12 protein-coding genes are annotated in these 17,596 nt (G+C 69.1%); 6 read left to right on the top strand and 6 right to left on the bottom strand.

Annotated features, from left to right (window positions below; all coding sequences use genetic code 11):
- The first annotated feature begins 112 nt into the window (after window positions 1-112).
- Window positions 113-529 carry an MAPEG family protein gene (locus KY572_RS33575; protein ID WP_224247751.1) on the top strand — a complete coding sequence of 139 codons (417 nt, stop codon included), beginning with the start codon at window positions 113-115 and terminating at the stop codon, window positions 527-529.
- A 7-nt stretch (window positions 530-536) separates the two neighbouring features.
- Here the strand turns inward: KY572_RS33575 and KY572_RS33570 are convergent, their stop codons facing one another.
- Window positions 537-1,262 (bottom strand): DUF2652 domain-containing protein, encoded by a 726-nt coding sequence (locus KY572_RS33570; protein ID WP_224247750.1) that lies wholly within the window; start codon window positions 1,260-1,262, stop codon window positions 537-539.
- Window positions 1,263-1,468: 206 nt separating this feature from the next.
- Here KY572_RS33570 and KY572_RS33565 point away from each other — a divergent pair, with 206 nt between their 5' ends.
- Both KY572_RS33565 and KY572_RS33560 read left to right on the top strand, forming a co-directional pair.
- Window positions 1,469-3,463, top strand: coding sequence for a clostripain-related cysteine peptidase (locus KY572_RS33565; RefSeq protein WP_224247749.1), 1,995 nt, complete (start codon window positions 1,469-1,471; stop codon window positions 3,461-3,463).
- Complete coding sequence (locus KY572_RS33560; protein WP_224247748.1) at window positions 3,460-4,179, top strand: hypothetical protein; 720 nt, start codon at window positions 3,460-3,462, stop codon at window positions 4,177-4,179. The genes KY572_RS33565 and KY572_RS33560 overlap by 4 nt, the downstream gene beginning before the upstream one ends.
- 18 nt (window positions 4,180-4,197) lie before the next feature.
- On the opposite strand, the gene KY572_RS33555 is transcribed toward KY572_RS33560, so the two are convergent.
- Entirely contained in the window at window positions 4,198-5,955 is a 1,758-nt protein-coding gene (locus KY572_RS33555; protein WP_224247747.1) for a CotH kinase family protein, read from the bottom strand.
- Window positions 5,956-6,259: 304 nt separating this feature from the next.
- On the opposite strand from KY572_RS33555, the gene KY572_RS33550 reads away from it, so the two are divergent.
- The gene (locus tag KY572_RS33550) at window positions 6,260-6,733 is read left to right on the top strand and encodes a hypothetical protein (protein ID WP_224247746.1); all 474 of its coding nucleotides are present in this window, start codon (window positions 6,260-6,262) and stop codon (window positions 6,731-6,733) included.
- A 57-nt stretch (window positions 6,734-6,790) separates the two neighbouring features.
- Here the strand turns inward: KY572_RS33550 and KY572_RS33545 are convergent, their stop codons facing one another.
- From KY572_RS33545 to KY572_RS33535, 3 genes are all read right to left on the bottom strand, one after another.
- Window positions 6,791-9,037, bottom strand: a complete 2,247-nt coding sequence (locus tag KY572_RS33545; protein WP_224247745.1) for a hypothetical protein — start codon at window positions 9,035-9,037, stop codon at window positions 6,791-6,793.
- Window positions 9,034-9,831: a tetratricopeptide repeat protein gene (locus KY572_RS33540; protein WP_224247744.1), complete on the bottom strand. Its 798-nt coding sequence runs from the start codon at window positions 9,829-9,831 to the stop codon at window positions 9,034-9,036. The genes KY572_RS33545 and KY572_RS33540 overlap by 4 nt, the downstream gene beginning before the upstream one ends.
- Before the next feature lie 316 nt (window positions 9,832-10,147).
- Entirely contained in the window at window positions 10,148-13,618 is a 3,471-nt protein-coding gene (locus KY572_RS33535) for a M61 family metallopeptidase (RefSeq protein WP_224247743.1), read from the bottom strand.
- Window positions 13,619-13,800: 182 nt separating this feature from the next.
- Between KY572_RS33535 and KY572_RS33530 the strand changes: the two genes are divergently transcribed.
- Window positions 13,801-15,252 carry an LVIVD repeat-containing protein gene (locus tag KY572_RS33530; protein ID WP_224247742.1) on the top strand — a complete coding sequence of 484 codons (1,452 nt, stop codon included), beginning with the start codon at window positions 13,801-13,803 and terminating at the stop codon, window positions 15,250-15,252.
- Between the two features lie 92 nt (window positions 15,253-15,344).
- Window positions 15,345-16,367 carry an EAL domain-containing protein gene (locus KY572_RS33525; RefSeq protein WP_456077673.1) on the top strand — a complete coding sequence of 341 codons (1,023 nt, stop codon included), beginning with the start codon at window positions 15,345-15,347 and terminating at the stop codon, window positions 16,365-16,367.
- Here KY572_RS33525 and KY572_RS33520 read toward each other — a convergent pair.
- Window positions 16,357-17,208: a hypothetical protein gene (locus tag KY572_RS33520; RefSeq protein WP_224247740.1), complete on the bottom strand. Its 852-nt coding sequence runs from the start codon at window positions 17,206-17,208 to the stop codon at window positions 16,357-16,359. The genes KY572_RS33525 and KY572_RS33520 overlap by 11 nt on opposite strands.
- Window positions 17,209-17,596: the final 388 nt, after the last annotated feature.

The raw sequence follows: 17,596 nt of genomic DNA, 5'->3' as shown, positions 1-17,596 counted from the left end.
GTCAGCCCCCGGGATCCGGCCTGTCAAGGCGCGAGAGCCGTCCAAAACCATGAATGCGGCCCGGACCGCGTCTATGGTCGTCTTGACGACCCGCGAAGAGGTGGAGATCCCGATGGCAAATCCGATTCTTGGCACGACGTTGTTGGCGGTACCGGCGACGGCGCTCTATGGCGCGCTCTGTGGGCTGCTGATCCTCGCCCTGGGGCTGAACGTCAGCCGCGTGCGAGGCAAGCACAACCTCTTCCGTGGAGACGGGGGCCACCCGGAGCTCCAGGCCGCCATCCGCGCGCACGGAAACGCCGTGGAGCACGTGCCCCTCCTGCTGGTGCTGCTGCTGGTGGCCGAGCTGTGCGGTGGGAACTCGACGCTGCTCCACGTCTTCGGAGGAGCGCTGATCGTGGCGCGGCTGCTCCATGCGGTGGGGCTGATCCGAGGCGTGTCCGCCATCCAGATCCCGGGCGCGCTGACGACCTATGCCCTGGAGGCGGCGCTCCCCGTCTACGTGCTCATCCTGCGGCCCTGGGGCTGAGCGCCGCTCACTCGCTCGGCTTGTCCACGATCTCGACGTTGCGGAAGTCCTGGCAGGGCTCCTTGAAGCCGAGCAGGTACTTCAGCGAGCTCAGCTCCAGCCCCAGCTTGTGCCACAGCTTGCGTGGCACGCTGGGCGCCAGCGCCGCAGGCAGCTCCGCGGCGATCTCGTTCAGATCGATGTAGTGGGTGGCCGTGCGGCCCACGCCCTCGAACTCGTGCTCGAGCCCCCGGGTGAAGCGGCGCAGCTCCGGATCGAGCTTCTCGAGCACCGGGTCCGTCATCAGCACGTACTCGCGCACGGGCACGTCGTTCTTGAGCATCCGGTGCACCAGGATGACGTCCATGCCCGCCAGCTCGGTGAGGTGCTTCACCCGCTGGAAGGCGACCTCGCCGGCATGGGTGACGAACTTGAGCGTCAGCGAGGACACCTGCATGCACCCGTCGCACTTGCACATGCGGTCGATGATGAGCTGCTCGCGCCGGGCGAGGAAGGCGCGGCGGATGTCGGCGAGCTGCCGGGACAAGGCGGTGTAGTTGGTCCCCGTGGCGTAGAAGAAGGCCGCGTCCCCCTCGAGCTTGGCGAGCTTGAACTGGCCAGACGCGTCGATGACGGCCTCCAGCAGCTGCGCCACCGTCTCCTGCGCGTGAGCGAGGCTGAAGCGGTGCTGCTTCATGAAGCGGGTGTACCCGCCGATGTCCGCGATGAGCAGCAGCGCCTTCTCGATCGCCATAAGGGTGTCGAGACTACCCCAGGGGGGACAGGCGGCATAGCGTCCCGAGGGCAAGGAGACTCCCTCATTGCCCTCACCTGGGAAATGCTGCATGAGTCTCGGTCACGCGCGCGCTCGTGACTGCCTGTGGAACCCGGCAGTGTCTGCGTGATCGGCCCGGCGAGACGAGCGTGCGCATGACACCGAGACCCGCAGGGGGGTTCATCATGCAGCGGCAGCGTCGTCTTTCCCGATATGCCTGGGCCCTGGCCCTGGCGCTGGTGGCCGTCAGCAGCGCGGCTTGTGGCGGAGAGGACCCGGATGATGGGCCCGAGCCTGGCCCCATCGGCACGCCGGACGGCGGCTCGGGGAATCCGGATGGTGGCACCAACCCGACCGATCCCAACGGCAACCCGAGCAACGGCACCTCGTGGACGGTGCTCGTCTACATGAACGCGGACAACGATCTCGAGCCGTTCGCCCTGCAGGATCTCAACGAGATGATGCAGGTGGGCTCGGGGCCCAACTTCAACATCATCGTCGAGGTGGACCGCAGCCCGCGCTATGCCACCGGTGGTGTCGGCGGTCTGCCGGACTTCAGCGACACCAAGCGCATCAAGGTGCTGCCCGGCAGCATCCAGGTGCTGCAGGAGATGGGAGAGGTGGATCTCGCGGCACCCCAGGCGCTCTCGGACTTCGTCACCTGGGGCATGCAGAACTTCCCCGCGGACCGCACGGCCATCCTGTTCTGGGACCATGGCAGCGGCTGGACGGGCTTCGGGGTGGACGAGACGACGGGCGCCGGCCAGCTGCTGACGCTGCCGGAGATCGAGCAGGGCCTGCGCACGTCGCTGGGGAGCAAGCGCGTGGCGCTGCTGGGCTTCGATGCGTGCCTGATGGCCAACTACGAGACGGCGCTCACCCTGGCGCCCTTCGGGCACTACCTGCTGGCCTCCGAGGAGGTCGAGCCGGGGCATGGCTGGGACTGGCGCTCCTTCTCCGTGGCGCGTCAGAACCCGGGCGCCGATCCGATTGCCCTCGGTAACAGCATCATCCAGGGGTTCCGCGCCCAGGCGAATCAGACTCCCTCGGGGGATGCCGCCATCACCCTGTCGCTGGTGGACCTGAACGCGCTGTCCGGCCTGGAGACGGCGGTGAAGTCCTTCACGGATGTCGTGGCGGCGGGTGGCGAGGCGCGCATCTCCGCGGTGGGTCGGGCCCGCGAGGGGACGCGCTCCTACCAGTCGGGCTCGGGGGACCCTACCCAGGATCTGCACCTGTATGATCTCCGGGATCTGGTGACGAAGGCGGCCGCCGCGGATACGGCGCTCTCGAGCTCCGCCGCTCAGGTCCAGCAGGCCATCGGGCAGGTGGTGAAGGCCAACTTCGCGGGGACGGCTCGCGCGGGGAGCTTCGGCCTGACGGTCTTCTTCCCGCCAGGGGCCACGTTCGTCTCCCCGGAGTATGGCCAGCTGACCCGGGCCGCCGCGTGGCGCTCGTTCCTCCAGGGCACCTTCACCAACGCGGTGTCTGTTCCGACGTTCGCGGCCCCCAAGGGAATCAAATGGTCAGGCACGACGGAATCGGTGCGCATCAGCAGCACCCTGGCGACTGGGGCGGCCGCCTCCATCGCGCGGGCCACGCTTTTCTACGGCCTGCAGCTCGGCAGCTCCTACTTCCTGCTGGGCGATGAGCCGGCGGAGGTCTCGGCCACCGAGGCCGTGGGCTCCTGGGACCGCTCGCTGCTGGTGGTCTCGCAGGGGACGAACGAGGCCTATGCCTACAGCAACATCGAGTACGGCAGCGATTACGCCTCGCTCAACATCGACTTCGCCTATCGGGCGAGCGCGAGCGCCCCGGTGCAGCTGTGCATCCGCCAGATGGTGTTCCAGGCCACCTCGGCGGGCCTGGTGAAGGTGGTGGACCGCTACTACCTGCGCAACGGCAATGCCTGGGGTGAGCTGTCTCCGCAGCCCGGCTCGACGCTCAATCCCATCGTGCGTCAGCTGTTCGTGGACAGCCAGGGCAACACCACCAGCCAGTACGTGTACTCGGCGCAGACGCCGTTCGTGGCCACGGCCGCGGGAGACGGCTCGATGGTGTTCAACATGAACCTGCAGTTCCGTGCCATTGCCAAAGGCACCCCCGTCGTGGTGGCGCTGGATGTCCGAAACGCGAGCAATGCCGGTGACTTCGTCATCGGCGCCGGGAGCCTGCCATGACGGGGACTGGACTCTGGAAGAGGAGGGCGCTCCTGGCGGTGCTGGGCGTCACCGTGGCGCTTGGATCGGGCTGCTCCCATCCGAGCTCCGGCGCTTCGGCCCCGGAGCGCACGGAGCCTGCTCCCCAGGCCGATCCCGCTCCGACGTCCTCGCCGAAGCCGACCTTCCAGGGGGCGGAGGCGCAAGGCCCGGTCGGGAGCCCTGGACTTCCTCCTCCTCCCGCAGGGGGCCCGGTGGTGTTCGGCGATGGAGGAGGGCCGCCTGCGACGGGAAGTTCCTCCCTTCCCGCCGTGCAGACCGTGCCGCCTGCTCAGGAGGTGGGCCTTCCTCCGGAAGCGGGCCAGGTGCGAATGGTGGCCGAAGGGTGCCTCGCGCACCCTGACCGCGGGAGCGCGTTTCCTCCCGCGGCCCCATCGCGCACGGCGAGCCGGGCAGGTAGCTCCCAGGTCCAGGTGACGCCGGTGGCGAACGGCGTCAGCCTCGTCCACCCGCTCGAGCACGCGTGCTGCCTCACCGCTCGCGCGCAGGCTCAGGTGGAAGGCCAGCGCGTCACCATCGTGGAGACGCTGGAGGGCGAGCCCTGCCGGTGTCGCTGTGGCTCCACCGTCCGGAGCGCGGTGCGGCTGGCGCCCGGCTCCTATTCCTTGCGCGTGGTGGTCCGCGAGCCGGGCGGAGAGCGGCAGCTGTTCGAGGGCCCGGTCACGGTGGCGCGCTGAGAGGCGCCACCGGGCCGGTCAGCGCGCCTCCCACCCCTGGGTGCCCTGCACGTAGCGCTGTCCGTCGGGCAGCGCTCCGTAGAAGAGCACGTCGAAGGAGCCCACCACGGACACGCCGTCGAACACGCCGACCTCGCCCTTCGCCGGGAAGGTCAGCCCCAGCTCGGACGCGGTGAAGCGCCGCCGCTCTCCCGGCGCCAGCGTCACGCTCGGGAGCACCGTGGCCACGGGCCGGCTCACCAGCTCGCGCAGGCTCACGCGCAGGTTCGTGGTCAGCGTCTTGCCGGCCAGCGACACGGGCTGGGCGCCGCGGTTGGCGAGGACGATGGCGCCCGCGCGCGGGTCGAACTCCTCGATGACGAGGCTCGGCTTCTTCGCGGCGTACCGGTCCAGCTCGGCGAGGATGAACTGGCGGCGCTTGGAGACGTAGTCGTGCAGGAAGGCGCGGCCCGCGTGGAACCGCTCGTAGTCCATGTGCGGGTCGTCGCGCATGGCCGGCTCCACCAGCTCGTGGAGCGCGTCGATGTGCGGGTTCAGCACCTCCGGCTTGAAGAGCTCGTCCAGGGCCTTGTCCAGGTAGACGAGCAGCCGGGCCCGCAGCTCCGGGTTCAGCACCACGCGGCTGCCCAGGTTGGAGAACACCGGCAGGTAGCCCGGGTGCTCGAACTTGCGCCGGTCGTACATCTTCTGCGTCCACGCGTCGGTGAGGGTGAACGGGAAGAGCGGGTGGTCGACGAGCGGTCGGGCCTCTTCCACCGGGATCGGGTACCACCAGCGCGCGTCCACGTTGTTGAGATCCCACGGCACGTACACCCAGCGCCGCGTCACCTGGTCGTGGATGAAGTAGCTCTCCGAGTCCTCCACGTAGTTGTTGGACATCAGCGCGTCCATGACCATGGAGCGCAGCAGCCACTCCACCTCCAGGTGCTGCGCCAGGGTGCTCGCGAGCTGGGGCTCGGGCGTGTGGTTGATGATGTCGAGGACCCGGGTGAGCTCGGTGTCGGGCTCCTTCTCGTTCGTCTTCTTGGTCCAGTTGCCCTGGTAGGGCACCTTCCACGTCTTGAACTCGTTGTCCTTCCAGCCGCACCGGTAGATGGTGGCGTCGTCATCCGCGAAGTCGTGGGCCTCCAGGAACGGCTTGCCCACCTGCTCGATGTCGAGGACCGGCCCCTGGTACATGCCGTTCACCGAGAGGCGGACGAACTTCGTCCTCGGCGCCGGCACGCGCATGGCGGCCAGCACGTCATAGGAGAGCTTCTCCGCCAGCATCGTGGCATCGGCGTACTCGGCCACGAGGTTGAGCGAGCTGCGCCCCTCGAAGCGCACGCCCTTGGGGAAGCTCACGTTCCAGCTCTTCTTGGGGAAGAGGCGGGCCGAGGCGCCTCGCAGGCGAACCTTCACATTGTAGGTGTTGCCGTTGGCCTTGAAGACGGCGTCCTGCTCCGGCGTGTTCGGCTCGGCCAGGAACAGCCTCAGCACCGCGTCTGGCATGACCAGCTCGTAGCTCTGCATGGAGGTCTGCACCGGCGGCAGCACGAAGGGCCGCTGCGCCTCCGGAACGGAGGGAGGCGGGTCGGGCGGTGGCTCTGGCGGCGCGGGCGGCGTGGGCGGCCTCACCACGGGAGGCGAGGGGGGAGGAACCGTGTCGGGCGGACCGACGGTGGGGAGGTCCTCGCTCTGGGTGGCCGGAGGAGCGTCGGTGAGCGGTGGGACGCTGACCTGGCAGGCGAACAGCAGTGTCAGGAAGGTCGATAGAAGGATTCGCGAGAGTCTCATCGACAGGCTGCTGAGCAAGGCCTGTGCCCTGCCGTCCAGGGGCTCTGGAGGCGGTCTCACGGGATGGAGTGGGAACGGTGTTGGCCCACGTACCCTCGGTCACCTTCAGGTGTGAGCCATCTTCCGCCGTGCGAGGCGAAGACGTTGGGCTGGGTACGAAACGGTTTGCCCTGCGCGGAAGGGGGCTTGCCTGCCTGCTCCTCGGCGGAGGGGGCGCGGCGTGCGACAGGGAGCAGCTAGCGGCCCGATCCCACCCCTACCTTTGAAAGAAGGAACTGCCTGCGACAGTGAGGGAGCCGCTCATATGGAGTCCTGGAACCAGACGTCGACCGATGTGGTGCGCTCGCACGCGCCCGACGGGGTCAACAAGCGCATCGACGAGCGAGTGGAGCGCTGCGTGCGCCACATGGCCCAGCAGGAGCGGCCGGAGATCAGCCGCTACCTCGACAAGCTCGAGCGCGAGTGGGATCTCAACCGGGCGGTGACGGTGGTGGGCTCGGCGGTGGCGCTGGCGGGGCTGTGGCTGGCGCGGCGGGATGGCGGCCGCTGGCGCATCCTCGGAGGGGTGGCGGCGGGGCTGATGCTCCAGCATGGCCTGCTGGGCTTCGGGCCGCTGGCCGAGCTGGTGCGCGCGATCGGCGGGGTGCGCACGCGCAAGGAGATCGATCTGGAGAAGTTCGCCCTCAAGGCGCTCCGGGGCGACTTCGAGCGCATCCCGAAGAACGACGGCGGGCCCCTGGCCCGGGCCAACGCCGCGCTCGTGGCCGCTCAGTCCTGAGCGGTCGCACGAGGCGGGAGGTCCAGCAGCCCGAGGGGCTCGGGAGGCGGTGCTGCGTCAATAGATGTTGACGTTGTGCCGAGCGGTGCCCAGGCCGGGACCGCTCGCGGTGAGCGTCATGAACCCCGGGTTGTTGGACATGAAGTAGAAGCTCGCGGTGCTCTGCCCCGTGGGAACCGGGACGGTGTTCGACTCATTCAGACAGTTGGGATCCGTGTAGAAGCGGAGGTTGAAGGAGGAGAACTCCGAAAGGCTGATGGGGAGGTCGTTGGTGCTCGGCGAGACATTGCCGAAGCTGTCCAGGAGCTGCACGGTGGTGGTGGGCGAGCAGGTCCAGACCATCACGGACGTAGGCGCTGAGAGGAAGATGATCGTGCTGGGCTGACCCGGGGTGATGGTCTCGTTCTGGCTCTTGGAGAACGTGCCCAACGCCGCCGTCACCGTCACGGTCTGCGCCCGAGTCGACCTGAAGAAGAAGCTCGCGTCGCTCGAGCCCACGGGGAGGGTCACCGTCGAAACAGGGGGCCCTGAGCAACCCGAGCTCGCGAAGATTTGGAACCCGTCCTGGGGAGACACCGCCAGCGTCACGGTCGTGTTGGACGTCGCCTGGGCCGGGTTGTTGTAGCTGTCCCGCAGCTGCACCGTCGTCGCCGAGGAGCAGTTCCCCGCCTGAACCGTCTGGGCGGCGGTGGTGAACTCGAGCGCGGAGGGGACCGCGGCCTGGATGGTCACGTTCAACGTGCCGGGACTCATGCTCCCGGACGTGGCGCGGATGGTGGACGTGCCAGCCTCGGTGCCTCGGAAGAACATGGTGGCCGAGCCCGAACCCGTATTGATCGGCACGGTCGAGCTGGCGGACGGACACCCCACCGTGCGGGAGAACGTCAGCGGCCTGCCGCTGGAGACGGACAGGCTGATGCTCGTGGTCGTCGTTGCCACCGTCGGATTGTTGTACGCGTCCAGCAGCGAGAGGGTGATTTGGGTCGCGTTGCAGTCACCCGCCGTCGCCGTCGAGGGGCCGGTGAGGCGGACGGCCGCCGGAGGCCCTGCCCGGATCGTCTGGGGCTGCGTGCTGCCTGTGAAACTGGGGGCCGCCGCGGTGATGGTCACGCTCCGTGCCGCCGTGCCACCGAAGTAGAACGCGGCGGTGCTCTGCCCAGAGGACAGGGTGACCGTCGACACGGGCGAGCCGGTGCAGCCCGGGTTCGTGAAGAAATTGAAGTTCGTATTCGGCGAGGCCGCGAGGGTGATCGTCGTGTTGGCTGTCACGGGCGCCGCATTGCCCTGCGCATCCTGGCTCTGGACCTGCACCTGCGACGAGCAGACGCCCGCCTCCAACGTCTGCGGTGAAGTGACGAAGACGATCCGGTTGCCAGCTCCCGGATTGACCTGGACGCTCTGGGAGGCCGTCGGCAGCCCGCTGAGCGTCGCGGAGATCGCCACGTTCCCCACGACCTGACCCTGGAAGTAGAACGTCGCGGCGCCGGTCCCCGCGAGAATGGTGGTGCTCGACGCGGCCGCGGTGCACGAGGCATCCGCGTAGAAGGCGAATCCACCATCCGGATTCGACGCCAGGCTCACGGCGGAGGGCGTGGTGACGCGGGAGTCGCTGCCGCTCGCATCCTTCACCTGGACCGTCCCCTGCGTGCAGGAGCCGGCGGTCACGGTCGTGCTCTGCAGGGTCAGCGCGAGGGAGCTCGGAAGCAGGCCACAGGCGTTGGGGCCGCACGCGGTGGCATCACACCCCGGCCTGCCATCGCAGTTGAGGTCCCGCGTGTTCGAGCACTCCTCCACGGCGCCCGGATTCACCTCGTGAACGACATCATTACAGTCCGCTCCACCGGCGGCGGCGCTGACATACCCATCGGCATCTTCATCCTGTCCGGGCTGCAGCGTCAGGGTCGCCTCGGTGCGCGCGCCCTCGATGATGGAGACCGTCGTCGTCACGAAGGAACCATTGGGCGTCCGGGCGACGGTGTCGCCCTGGCAGTCTCCGTCCTGATACGGGCGCGCGGCGAGCTCCAGCTCCGGACGCAGCGAGTTGCTGGGGAACGAGACCCGCAGCTCGTTCTGGGTTCGAGGCAGCCAGTCCTGGAGGAGGGCGGCGTGGGTGGAAGGATCCCTCAGCTCGACGAGGACACAGGAGGCGTTGACCGCGGGGGCGAGCACCACTGTGACCTGGAGCCCCTCTCCGCAGCGGCCCGGGTTGCGCTCGCAGAACTCCTGCTCGGCCTTGTCGAAGTCGGCGCAGCCCATCCACACGGAGAGCAGGGCGAGCCCCAGGACACGGACCCCGAGCTTCACGGCCACCTCCCCTGCACGAAGGCGGAGGTCCCGTCGGTGCCCACCGTCAGTGCCGTCTCGCCCGACGACGTGGGGCCAAAAGCGTACCAGCCCAGGGCGAAGCCCAGCCCGGCGGCTCCGGCTCCCAGCAGTCCCACTCCGACGGACTGGAAGGTGCGACCCCGGTCGGCGGCGCGCTCCGCATCCTCGCGGGTGGCGAGCTTCGGATCGTCGTTGTTCAGGTTGGACAGCTCCTTTCGGGACATCGCGTAGGAGGTTCCACCCAGCACCATGAGCACGCCTCCCGCGATCGCGGGGACGAGGACCTGGGGACGGGTGAAGCTCCGTCCGCTCACCCCGACAGGCGCATCGCCGGAGCGGGAGGTCAGCGAGCTGTCCGGGGTGGTCCGAGTCCCGCCCTGGTTCACCTGGGGCGCGTCCTTGGGAGGCGTGGGAGGAGCGGGAGTCTTCGGCCTGGCGGCCAGCTGCTCCTGCTTCACGGTCTCGCGCAGCTGCTCGAAGCGCTGCGCCACCTTGGGAGACACCGTCATCGGCAGCTTCGCATCCGGCTGCGCGAGCAGGGCCTTCCGGAAGGCGGCGTCGGAGGCTTCCCGGCGGTTCATGTCGGCCAGGATGACTCCCTCGTACAGCGACAGGGTCGCGTTGTCGGCCGGCGCCTTGGTGATGGCCCGAGCCTTGGCGATCTGCGCCAGCGCGCTCTCGTACTCGAGCGCGTCATAGAGGGCGGCGATGGAGAGGAAGTAGGCCTTCACCTCGGGACTCGTCTGGGCGAGCGCGATCGCCGGACGCAACAAGAACAGTCCGAGGACCACCCACCCGAGCAGCCCGAACCGGCTCGCACGCGCGGGGCCGCGAGGCCTCCGAGCCTCATGAGAAACCGGACGCTCCGCGTCGCTCGACATCACGGCCGGAACGCTCCGGCGGGGCAGCACTGGACCTGGCATGAGTTGAATTCCCTTGGCCTGGCGCATCACTCCTGCTGCGCGCCGGCGCCACCTTCCTGGGGCGCGGGGATCAACTTACCAAGCCGGTCCGTCGGCACAATTCACCAAAGGAAAAGGGGGCGCGGCGCTCATGCCGGCCCCCCTTCATGTCACCTCGAAGCCCTGCTTACTGCCCGGGCATGCCCGTCCGTCCGATGTAGGCCCCGGGCGGCAGGTTCGGAGGCGGCCTCACGTCGCCCTCGCCCCTGCGATCGAAGAAGCCGTTGAGCCCGGCGATGCCGATCGAGAAGTTGGTCACCCAGCCCGGATCCGGCTTGCCGGCCTCGGCGCCGATGTCCACCGGCCGCGCGAAGTGCAGGCGCATCAGCAAGGGCCCCAGCGAGAGGTTGAAGCCCAGCGCGAAGTCCAGCGTGCGGCGATCCCACATGCGCCGGCTCGAGTTGCCCACGCCGCCCACGTCCACGCCGGCGATGGCCTCCAGGTCGCTCAGGAAGGCCACGCGGATGAGATCATTGAGCGGCACCTGCAGCTCCGCCGTGGAGTAGGCGAAGTGCCGGCCGAGCAGCCAGTCCTCGTCTCCGAAGTTCACGCCTCGCAGCGTGTCGAAGCTGGAGAGGAAGTACGAGCGCGCGTACCGGCCGCCCACGGTGGTGCCGCCCGCGGCGCGGATGAAGATGTTGCTGCGCCCGTAGATGGGGAAGTAGCGCTCGAGGTCCAGCCGCAGGTTGCTGTAGGCCTGCTCGTTGAAGGGCTGCGCGCCCACCGTGGCCTCCAGCAGCGCCGAGCTGCCCGACAGCGGGCCCGTGGCGTAGTGGTAGCGGATGGTGTTGTAGCCAATCTGCCCCGTCAGCTCCGTCTGGAAGCGCGCCTGGTCGTTGGCGCCCATCCACGGCGTGTACAGGTCCTGGAACGCCGGGTTGAACGAGGGGTTGTTCAAGCGGAAGGCCGTGTACGAGTCGATGAAGTACGAGGCTCCGCCCGCCGTCACCTCGCCTTGCACGTAGAGGAAGGAGCTGAGCGGGTAGCGCACGTTGGCCACCGCGCCGTAGTAGCGCTCACCGGAGAAGAAGGAGACGCCCTGGTCCGCGAAGCTCTCGTCCAGGCGGAAGCGCAGGGACTGGAAGAGGCCCACGCCCCACGTCGAGCGCTTCTCCTGGTTGATGTAGAGCAGCACGCCGTCGGTCAGCTTGAGCGAGCCGTAGATGGCCATGCTGAGCAGCGTGGCGTGGTTGCGCATCCGGTCGCTCGCCATGGCGAACACCTGGCCGAAGAAGCCACCGCTGCCCGCTCCGGCGAAGCCCATGATGGGGCCCAGCTCGATGTTCTGCCGGGCGAACGCCTGGTAGGGCTCGGCGCCCGTCAGCGGCATGAACGCCAGCGGGGCGGGCGGCGCGGGCGGCGGCGCGGCCTCGGTGGGCAGGCTCAGCATCTTCGGCGGCCGCAGCAGCGCGGGCCGGCGCTCGCCGGACTGGTGGAACAGCACCCACAGGCCGCCCTCCGGGCCGGCGCCCGGCTCGAAGATGCCCGTGGTGACGTCCGTGCGCCGCACCACCGAGCCATCCGGCATCAGCTCGTGCAGATCCGAGCTGCTGTGGCGCCACGCCACGAAGAAGATGCGGCCGTCGGCCAGCGCCACCGGATCCGCCTCGTCGCTCTCGCGGCTGGTGAGGCGCTCGGGCGCGCCGGGTACGTCCGGCTTCACGCGGAACAGGTTGTAGAAGCGGTGCGACGTGGCGTCCGACGTGTAGATGATGCCGCTCGGGCCCCAGGTGATCTGCCGCTCGGCGTACATGTCATCGGTGAGCTTCCGGGGCCTGGCGTCCGGGCCCTGCTCCAGGTTGAGCACGTACACGTCCCGGATGCCCTCGTCGTTGATGCCGATGAAGGCCAGCGACTTGCCATCCGGCGAGAAGGCCACCGTGGGCACGCCCAGCAGCCCGTGCTGCCCCACGCGGTAGGCCGTTTTGTCTCCCAGGTCCAGGTCCACCGACACGTTCGTCTGGCGCTGGAAGCCGGTGCGCACGGCGCTGCGGCGCACCAGCTCGTCGCTCGTCTTCTGCTCGGAGCTGTGGTTGTAGGCCTGGACGTAGATGACGTCCCGCCCGTTCACCTCGGCCACGTACGAGAGCCGATCCTTCGCCAGCGCGAAGTTGCGCCCGAAGATGGGGTGCAGGGACTCCGCGCCGGGCACTCCGTCGCCGGCCACCTTCTTCGCGCTGCCCGGAGCCTTCGGATCCACGAGGTAGAGCCGGCTCTCTCCCGTCTCCGGGATGATGGTGCGGTACATGATCGCCCGCCCGTCCGGAGAGCTGTTCACCGCCGTGCTGATGCCCTCGCGCTCCTCCAGCAGCTCCAGCGCCGGGGCCGACTGCTCGGAGCTCAGGTAGTCCTTGAAGGCCCGCCGCTTCATCCAGTTCTCGAAGCGCGCGGAGATCTTCTTCGGATCGTCCCCGGTGAGCCGCTCCAGCAGCTCCTCGAACTTCATGGACGGCATGTCCTTGCCGCCCGAGATGAGCCGGGGCGACTCGTTGAGCACCTTCTGGATGAAGCCCGCGCCGTACTCCTCCTCCAGGAACGTCACGCGCGCCTGGCCCACCTTGTAGATCCACAGGAAGCCGTACGGCCCGGGCGAGAAGAAGTCGAGGAAGGCGTAGCCCTTGGCCAGATCCGGGTTCACCATCAAGTCGCGCACCAGCATCTCCGCCTCGGGATCCAGCCCGCGCTTGGCGTAGAACTCGGCCAGGCCTTCGATGAACCACAGCGGCAGGGACTGGAGCGGATCTCCGAACGTCTTCTTCGTCTCCGCGACGGTGCGCACCTTCTGGATGGTGAACTGGTGGGCCAGCTCGTGGGTGCTGATCTCCTGGAAGAGCCGGTGGTCCCCCAGGTACGGCAGCGACAGCTTCAGGTCCTCGGTGCTGGTGACGCCCAGCGTGCCCTCCGACACGGCGAACACATGCGTCTGCAGGAACTCCTGGTAGCTGTTGTAGAGGATGTAGGGGAATGTCTCCGTGGGGACGTACTGGAACTGCTCCACCAGGTAGCGGTAGGCGTCCTCGATGAGCGGGGCCGCACGCTCGGCCACCTGGCGCTCACGCTCATAGAAGTAGAAGCGCACACCGCCCGTGGCCGCGCCCAGCGAGGTGGCGTACTTGGGGCCACCGTCCGGCGAGGTGCCTCCGTCCGCGCCGCCATGCGGGAGCATGGCCAGGGGCGGGGGCGGGAGCGCGAAGGCCATCAGGCCGCCGTCGGGGGCGGGCACTCCGCCGTCCGGGGCCCCCGCGCCGGCCACCGCCGTGTCGGGCACCCCGGTTTCCTCGGGCGCGGAGGTGATGCGCTCGGTCTCCGGGGGCGGCTCCGTGGAGGGCACGTTCGCCGTGCCTCCCGGGTCCATGGTGGTGACGTTGGGGTTGGGGCCCGCGGGCGCTCCCGGCGGCTGCGGGTTGGCGGTCCTCTCGGGAGCCTTGGCCTCGCCCTTGGCGGCAGGGCCCACGAGGATGTCCACGTGGCGCCACTCGAACTCGAACGTGTTGACGGAGCTGCGGTCCGCCCGGCGCGGGTAGACGAAGACCTGAGCGAAGGCCAGCCCTGGCAGCAGCACCAGGAGCGCGGCGGTGAAGAGGGGGCGTCGGTTCACAGGTAAGACCTCAGGGTCTTGGGGGTCAGGCGACGGAGCGTACGTAGGGATGAAGGCTCTCCCCCGGGAGGGGGAGGCACAAGCTTAACGTGCGGTTCTGCTCACCTCTGTACTTCCACGTCGCCGCGCAACAACTCGGGTAGGACTTTCGTCCCGGCGTGTCACTCGGTATGGATGGGGCTATGATTCGCCTCTTTGCGCTGACTGTGGGTGCCCTGCTCTTCACCGCGGGGTGTGGAAAAGACAACGCCCCGGCCCGGAAGGACTGTGAGCTCGAGAAGCTGGACCTGTCCTCGTGCGACCGGTCCGGCCTCGGCTCCATCCAGGCCCAGGGCATCTGGAACATGGACATCGCCTTCGATGATGGGGAGCGCTCCTCCGGCGTCATCAACTACCTGGGCCAGCCGACGCTCTCGGGGCTGCCCATCGCGGGCACTCGTGTGGAGCCGGAGCTGTTCGAGCTGACCAGCGAGGTGACCGCCACCAACGGCACGCCGCTCAAGTACCTGTTCGCCGGCTGCCGCTCGGCCTCGCCCACCCAGGTGGAGGGCTTGTTCCGCCGCTGCTCCAACGGCACGCTGGATCTGGCGGGTACCTTCCGGGCCACGCGCATCCAGCGCCGCGCGAGCGAGGTGGACGCGGCGGGCATGGAGCTCGTCGCGGAGATCGCCGTGCCGAAGGGAGTGCCCCAGGACGTCTTCGTCTCGGGAGGCTACGCCTACGTGGCGGCGCGGGAGGCGGGCTTCTACGTCTACGACATCTCCAACCCCGCGGCCCCGAGGCTGGTGGCGAAGCAGGAGCTCGAGAGCAGCGACGGCGACGTCTGGCACCAGATCTGGGTCGCCAACCAGACGATGTACATCGCCACCAGCAAGCGAGGCGTGCTGGTCTACGACGTGTCGGATCCCACGGCGCCCAAGGCGGTCAAGTCGTTCCCGTCGGAGGCGGTCGTGGTGCGCTCGGTGACGATGGACGGCACCTGGCTGTACGCGGCCTCGCCCTCGCCGAACGCGGAGGTCCTCGTCTTCGACGCCACCAACCCGCGCGAGCTGGTGGTGGCCAAGCGCTACTTCGTCGAGCAGAGCCAGCCGGCGCTGGGCGACCGTCCCTATGATCTCGTGGCTCGCGGGGGCCGGCTGTACGTGAGCCACTGGTCGTACGGGCTGACGGTGTCGGACGTGGCCAACCCCCGGCAGCCCAAGCTGCTGGGCCGCTTCGCGTACACCAACGCCACCACCCGCACGGTGGACGTGGGCACCATCGGCAGCCGCACGCTGGCCTTCGAGTCGGGGGAGGACTGGGGCGCGCACCTGCGCATCCTGGACGTCAGCTCGCCGTCCATCATCACCCAGGTGGCCGAGTTCTCCATGCGCCCGGAGGTGGCGCTGCGCTCGGCGAAGCTGTCGGGCACGAAGCTGTACCTGGCGCACTACCAGGACGGGGTGCGCGTGCTGGACGTTTCCAACCCGAACGAGCCGCGCCAGGTGGGCTACTTCAACACGTGGCGGGAGACGGACACGGGCCGGGGCGCCTCCTTCTTCGAGGGCGTTACCGATGTGACCGTCCCGGGAGACGGTTATGTCTACGCCACGGAGACGTCCCGCGGTCTGATGATCCTCCGAGAGACCCCCTGAGCCTCGACGGGAGCCCCATGGTGAACGAAGCCCTGCTCGCGCAGTGTGGACGGTGTCAGACGCTCCCCGCCCCCATGGAAGGCCACGGGCGCTTGTTCCTGTGGCTCCCGCTGGGGCACAGCCTGGGCAAGCTGATGGCCTTCCTCCGGGAGTCGGGCCTGGAGCACCAGCTCCGGCCCGAGGCCCGCTGCGTGGTGGTGCAGCTGGGGGAGGGCGACCGCGGCAGCTTCGCCGCGAAGCTGGGCGGCTGCATGACGGGCGAGGAGCTCCGGGGCACCCGGGCGCTCTTCAAGGGCGGTTCGCAGGAGCCGGACCTCACGGACTTCCCGAAGGTGGGCTCGCTGGAGCAGTTCCTCTCCGTGAGCCAGTCGGGGTGGCTGGTGGAGCTGCTGGCCGAGAAGCGGCTCACGGCGCACTTCCAGCCCATCGTCCTGGCCCAGGACACGCGGCAGATCTTCGCCTACGAGGCCCTCATGCGGGGCAAGGCGGTGGACGGCTCGATGGTGTCTCCGGGGAAGATGATGGAGACGGCGCGCGGGGCGGATCTGCTCTTCCAGCTGGATCTGGCGGCGCGCACCACGGCCATCCGCGAGGCGCAGCGGCACGGGCTGCGCGTGCCCATCTTCATCAACTTCACGCCGACGGCCATCTACGATCCGGCGTACTGCCTGCGCTCCACGGTGGCCACCATCAAGGAGGCGAACATCGCGCCACGCAACGTGGTCTTCGAGGTCATCGAGACGGACCACGCCGAGGACACGCGGCACCTGCGCTCCATCATCGACTTCTACCGGCAGGCGGGGTTCCGGGTGGCGCTGGATGACCTGGGGGCGGGGCACTCCTCGCTCAACCTCATCCACCAGCTGCGCCCGGACATCATCAAGCTGGACATGGAGCTCATCCGGAACATCCATGAGGACGCGTACAAGGCGTCCATCACGCAGAAGCTGCTGGAGATCGCCCAGAAGCTGAACATCCGCACGGTGGCGGAGGGCATCGAGACACCCGAGGAGCTGCGCTGGGTGCGCTCGCACGGGGTGGACTACCTGCAGGGCTACCTCATCGCCCGGCCGCAGAGCCCTCCGGCGGAGACGACGCCGTACTTCACTGGGTGACGACGGTCGCCCCGGGCGTGTCGAGGTTCTCGCGCCGGGCCTGTCGCAGCTGCCAGTCCGCGGCCAGCAGGTGCCCTCGGGCCTGGTAGGTGTCGCGCCGCCCGGTGGCCTCGAGCGCCTGGGCGATGAAGCCGCGAGCGTCCTCGATGAGGATGACGGTCTGCCCGCTGCCCGTCGCGGTGGCGCTGTCGAGCACCTGCGCGAGCGCCGTGTCCGCCTCGGTCAGCGCGTCGCCGATGGCCAGCTCGCCCACCGCGAGCGCCTGATCGGCGGCGACGAGCCAGGTCCGGGCGCGCTCCAGCTCGCTCAGCCGCTCCTGGCGCAGGCGCTCCATCTCCCCGGCGCGATCCTGGATGCCGGTGAGCTGCTCCTGGACGAGGCCGGTGTTGGCGGTGCTCGCCTCGAGCTGGGCCTGTAGCGCCTGGACCTGGGCGCGCAGCTGCGCCACGTCCTGCTGCGGGTTCCCGGTGGAGGCGGGGGCCTGCGCGGCCTGGGTGCCTTCCGTGGCGCCTGCAGCGTCCGTGATGCCAGCGGTGCCGGCTCCACCCACTCCGGTAGTGCCCAGGCCTGTGGCCTGTCCGGCGGCGGCCGCGTCCGCCGCGGGGACGGAGCGCGTGGTGTCATTGCGGCCGCCCACCTCAAGGGCCGGCATCTGGATGTTGCCGTCCGTGAAGTCCTGTCCCTCATCGGTGGCGTCGGCGTTGAGGAGCGCCCGCTCCCAGGCCTCCCGCAGCTCGATCGCGGCAGGGTCCTGGACGTCGGCGTCAGGAGGAACGGCGGGAGTCACCTCGGGCGTCTGCCCGAGCAACAGGCCAAGGGAGAGTGGGAGCCAGGCTTTCATCGTCCAGGAAGCTGTTCACTCCTGGACGCGATGACACCGGGGCGCCTGCCCGCTCGCCTGCCTTGCTCGGCGGCCAGACGGGCAACGAGGGGCGCGCCGGTGCTCCTGGAGGAGCTGCTCCACGGGGCGGTCTGGGGGCTCCGCGGAGGCCATCGCCTCGACGGCGGCGTCACCCGCGAGATACTCGGGGCCACGCGCGCGGACGGGCGTGGCCCCGAGCTGGGATCAGAGGTTGATGCGAAGGCCCCCGCCCACCTGGAACGTGGGAGCGGGTACCAGGGGCTGGCCGCTCTGGGACAGGAAGGGCGGATAGTCCATGGCGAAGCGGAACTCGCCGCCCTTCTCGCCGTAGTTGACGGAGGCATAGGCCTCCACGCTCAGGTACGAG

It is taken from the genome of Hyalangium gracile (assembly GCF_020103725.1).
Lineage (GTDB): Bacteria > Myxococcota > Myxococcia > Myxococcales > Myxococcaceae > Hyalangium > Hyalangium gracile.
This window is presented reverse-complemented; position numbering and strand designations above follow the sequence as displayed.